Raw genomic sequence first — 4232 nt, forward strand, 5'->3', positions numbered from 1 at the left:
GGGTTTCCCAAAACCTTCACAACGTATGTGTATTAAGGTAGCTGAAACCACCACGGGAACGTCTACCGTGATTCGTCTTCTTCACCCCTTTTTTCCCACCGGCTGCATGTTGATGGGCACGTATCACTGTTCCATCTACATAATGGACCTGCCAATTGAGTTTTCCATCTTCATCGGCTCTAGCTTGGAGATTTTCTAAAATTTGCTTGCCCTACCCAGCTTTTTGCCACCGATAAAACCGTGTTGCCACAGTTTGCCACTTTCCATAACGTTCTGGCAGGTCTCGCCACGGCGCTCCAGTTCTGAGTATCCAAAGAATGCCGTTGACCACTTGTCGGTGGTCGTGATTGGGCTTACCTGTATGGGGTTTTTGTGGTGGTAATAAAGGTTTTAACCTCTCCCACTGTTCATTACTTAAGTCCCCTCGATCCATGAATGCACCCATTGATCACACTACTTTTAGCATATAACGAGGCAAGAAAACACGCCCTAGAGGGCTTCTCCGATATGGATGAATGAAAAAATGAAATGCTAATAAACCGCGTAATCTCATGACCAGCGTAAAGACCTGACACGCTGAAGGCAAAAGCCAAGTGGGTAGGGCCTATAGCTAGTTTCTCTATAAGCCGTGTAAACAAAACTCCCATCCGTGGAAGAGGCATCATCCTTTGGAGAAATAAATTTACTTGACACAACAGGGTAAGCCCCACAGAGTCCTTAGAAGGTCGATATCTAAGGTAGGTCTGAGGCAACAAGGACGGAACTCTCTGGGGGGTAGAGGATGAGGGAAAAAGCAAACGCCTCTGGTAATACGGAGGATAGGGGTTCAAACTTTGCCCCTGAACGAAAGTAATAGCAGACTTCCCTTGGGTCTTATACGAAAGATAAACGAAAGATAAGGAATCGAACCTGATGAAAAGTTTGATACGGGGTAATAGCCCGGTAAATGGACAGACGGCACAACTTACAGACTGGAGCCAGGTCAACTGGAAGAAAGCCCGTAAGATTGTTAGAAACCTGCGTCGAAGAATCTTTCGTGCCAAAAAGCTTGGTCAGTGGAAGCAACTGAGAAGGTTACAGAAACTGATGCTGAAAAGCTACGCCAACTTACTACTATCTGTCAGACAAATCACTCAGATAAATACCGGAAAGCGAACAGCAGGTGTCGATAAGGAGGTGGCAACAACACCTAGCCAACGAGTGAAACTTGTCAATGAGTGGAAGATACCCAAAGCGTCACCAGCACGCAGGGTATACATTCCTAAGTCAAATAGCAAGAAACGTCCTCTAGGCATCCCAACCTTAAAGGATAGAGTCATGCAGGCAATAGTAAAGAATCTCCTAGAACCCGAATGGGAAGCCATATTTGAACCTAATTCTTATGGGTTCAGACCAGGTAGAAGTTGCCATGATGCCATAGAGCAAGTGGTAAACAGACTAAATTCCAGAGGAAAGGATAGATGGGTTCTAGACGCGGATATAAAAGGCTTTTTCGATAACCTAGCCCATGAAACTATCATGAAACAAATAGACTCTGCTCCAGGCAGGGAAATAGTAGCAGGATGGTTGAAAGCTGGATATATAAGTAAAGGAATATATCACGAAACCAATAAAGGAACACCCCAAGGGGGAGTCATCAGTCCAAAAAAGCGCCAACATCGGATTGGAAGGATTGGAATAAAAGCTCAACAACTGGGGTGGAATAAGAGGAAGATATAACAAGAAAGGAGAGAGAATAAAAGTATACAAACTCGGATATATTCGATATGCCGATGACTTTGTGGTCACGGCATAAACAAAAGAAGAACTGGAAAAAGTTCTCATCCAGCTCAAAGCATGGTTATCAGAAAGAGGCTTAGAAATAAGCGATGATAAAACAAGGATAGTCCACATATCCCAAGGGTTCGACTTTCTGGGTTTTAACGTAAGAATGTTCGGGAAAGGAAAGAATGAAACACTTCTGACCAAACCCGCCAAAAATAAAGTTCTCTCATTCTGCCAAGAAATTGGGAAAACTGTCAAAGCATTTAACGGAAAAAGCCAAGAACAATTAATCAATAAACTGAATCCGATTCTCAGAGGTTGGGCTAACTACTACAGACATTGCACATCAAAGAAAATACTCAGTTACGTAGGTAACAGGGTATGGAAATATCTGTGGGATTGGGCAAGGCGTAGACACAAAAAGCGTAAATTAAGATGGGTCAAGGACAAATACTTCAAGGTGATATACAAGAAAACTCCGTGGAGTGTGTCCACAAGAGACTGGGTATTCTCAAGTGAGTCCACATCCAAAAGAAGAAACTCAGAATTGCGAATATATGATGTCGCAGGAACACCCATTGTGAGACACGTCAACTGATTGACTGACAAAAGTTATTCCGGAACATATTGGTACGTTAGTACTTTGAACTAATGCCTATAAATTCGTTTCTCGTGTTGTTTGCGCGATGCCATAACTGGGTCAGGATCACGGTGGTCGGTGAAACTGACGTGACGAATCAGTCGCCATCCGTTTAACAGAGCAGTTTTGACCCAATCTATGCCGATGCGGAAATAGCTGTTGCCACGTGCGCCAATGGGTGTCAACCCACCGTCGAATCCCTGTTTCCACAACCAATGTGCCTTGTGCTGTAACATAAAGTGTAGCCAAGGCTAAGATGAACCAAAGTCTTGAAAGAGCACATACACACCGAATCTCAGACTTCTGGATGTTCCACCCGTTGGACTGGTCGTCCAAAAAAGCCTCCTCAATATCGAATCTTAATCCGTATTCACAGCAATGAAAGTAAGGTGGTCGGTTCATCACTGACGATGGCCCAAAACTCACCATTGATGTGGTTGCGCCCAAACGCTATGTGGACCGAGCCATACCATTGGTCTTTATGCAATCCCACGTTGTGAAAACACAGGGCTTCGCCCCGTAGAGCGTGAAACTTTTTCAGTTGACACCAACCAATGCCCTAGCGCCAAAACAAGCGCATCCTTTTTCAAGCGGATACGATAATGCCAATGCCATTGCGCCTCTCAGGGCTTGAATTAAATCCTTATGGACAAACCCGATTAGCAGCCAATAAGACAATTTTCACGTCTTTGGGTAGGCACTGAGCTGCCTGATCCAACACGTCTCGGTAATCTCGTGTGGGAAACCATCGCACTACTGTGGTGAAGCATAGCCCACGCCACCGGCAAGGCACGACCCCGATCAACCACTGCCACAAGGGAGCTGGCAATACTCATCCGGTGAACAATGACGTATCCAAGCTCAAGTAAAGACACTCCTGTTGCCAGATAGCCATTGCGGCTTGGATCAATGGTTTATACAGTCGATGTATATTGATCCGAGGGTTATTGAGCCATCGACGAACCCGTCTGTGCTTACTGTGAGCATACTTTCGGAGCCAGGGCAGATAGGATATCCAGCGGGTCAGATTAACTTCACCACTATGGATCAAGGCCACCACCATCCATATACAGACCGTTAGATCAGCTTTGTGTGCCCAGGGACTGACAAGACCTACGCCAGGTATTCAGGGCATTGTAGAGGCGGGAGTTTTTTTCGAGTGCGTTCTTATGGTTTTGAGTGGCATCGCGCATCAAAGAACGCTGGCTCCCACTCAGATTTTTTTAATCCCTCAAGCATCCATCTGACAAACAGTTTGACAAAACAGTCACCGCCTTTTGTCAGTCAGTCAGGACACGTCAAAATAGAAGGGAGCAACTCACCCGATGACCCGATTCTCAAAGAATACTGGCTAAAAAGAAGTCTAAAAGCTAACAAAACCCTCTGGGAAAAAAATAGCAAGTATGACCAAGTAGCTAGGATAAATGGGTATAAATGTCCAATCTTTAATGACTGGTTACGCAATGACGAAGAAATCGAAACCCATCACATAATTCCCATAAAAGAAGGTGGTTCTAACCTGGCTGACAACCTTGTACATCTTCATAAAGCTTGTCACAAGCTTCTTCATGGGAAAAAGAAAACCAAGCAGAAGGCTTGAAGTAAGGCTTGAGCCGGATGATGGGTAACTGTCAAGTCCGGTTCTTAGGGGAGGGGAGTAGAGTAATCTACAAACCTTACCCGACCGACGTGCAAAGTCGAATTTGATGAATAGAGAGCCGACTCTCTCTGGGGTACTTCTCCCCAGTCCTCATGTAAAGGGCTCGAAAGAGTCTGGTCACGACGAAAGTAAGCAATGAAACCGTTGGAGTGCAGACCACAAAAGCCA

At 45.1% G+C, this 4232-nt stretch carries 7 protein-coding genes and 1 pseudogene; 3 read left to right on the plus strand and 5 right to left on the minus strand.

From position 1 onward, the window contains the following. Positions 1-433, minus strand: a pseudogene (locus tag F6K37_RS33460) (IS5 family transposase); the annotation flags it as partial. Positions 434-912: 479 nt separating this feature from the next. Between F6K37_RS33460 and F6K37_RS33465 the strand changes: the two are divergent. Both F6K37_RS33465 and F6K37_RS45045 read left to right on the plus strand, forming a co-directional pair. Further along, on the plus strand, positions 913-1719 hold the full coding sequence (locus F6K37_RS33465; RefSeq protein WP_287255016.1) for a reverse transcriptase N-terminal domain-containing protein: 807 nt from the start codon (positions 913-915) through the stop codon (positions 1717-1719). A 211-nt stretch (positions 1720-1930) separates the two neighbouring features. Beyond that, positions 1931-2362: a group II intron maturase-specific domain-containing protein gene (locus tag F6K37_RS45045; RefSeq protein ID WP_353838806.1), complete on the plus strand. Its 432-nt coding sequence runs from the start codon at positions 1931-1933 to the stop codon at positions 2360-2362. A gap of 50 nt (positions 2363-2412) precedes the next feature. On the opposite strand, the gene F6K37_RS33470 is transcribed toward F6K37_RS45045, so the two are convergent. The 3 genes from F6K37_RS33470 to F6K37_RS33480 form a co-directional block, all read right to left on the minus strand. Then, positions 2413-2640: a hypothetical protein gene (locus F6K37_RS33470; protein ID WP_287255018.1), complete on the minus strand. Its 228-nt coding sequence runs from the start codon at positions 2638-2640 to the stop codon at positions 2413-2415. A gap of 407 nt (positions 2641-3047) precedes the next feature. Continuing rightward, positions 3048-3233 carry a hypothetical protein gene (locus F6K37_RS33475; RefSeq protein WP_287255020.1) on the minus strand — a complete coding sequence of 62 codons (186 nt, stop codon included), beginning with the start codon at positions 3231-3233 and terminating at the stop codon, positions 3048-3050. Positions 3234-3236: 3 nt separating this feature from the next. Beyond that, complete coding sequence (locus tag F6K37_RS33480; RefSeq protein ID WP_287255022.1) at positions 3237-3467, minus strand: hypothetical protein; 231 nt, start codon at positions 3465-3467, stop codon at positions 3237-3239. A 96-nt stretch (positions 3468-3563) separates the two neighbouring features. Here F6K37_RS33480 and F6K37_RS33485 point away from each other — a divergent pair, with 96 nt between their 5' ends. Next, on the plus strand, positions 3564-4004 hold the full coding sequence (locus F6K37_RS33485) for an HNH endonuclease (RefSeq protein WP_287255023.1): 441 nt from the start codon (positions 3564-3566) through the stop codon (positions 4002-4004). Positions 4005-4048: 44 nt separating this feature from the next. Here F6K37_RS33485 and F6K37_RS33490 read toward each other — a convergent pair. Beyond that, positions 4049-4232, minus strand: a 184-nt coding sequence (locus tag F6K37_RS33490) for a hypothetical protein (protein ID WP_287255026.1), incomplete at its 5' end; no start/stop codon positions are given.

The organism is Moorena sp. SIO4E2 (assembly GCF_010671945.1).
Lineage (GTDB): Bacteria > Cyanobacteriota > Cyanobacteriia > Cyanobacteriales > Coleofasciculaceae > Moorena > Moorena producens.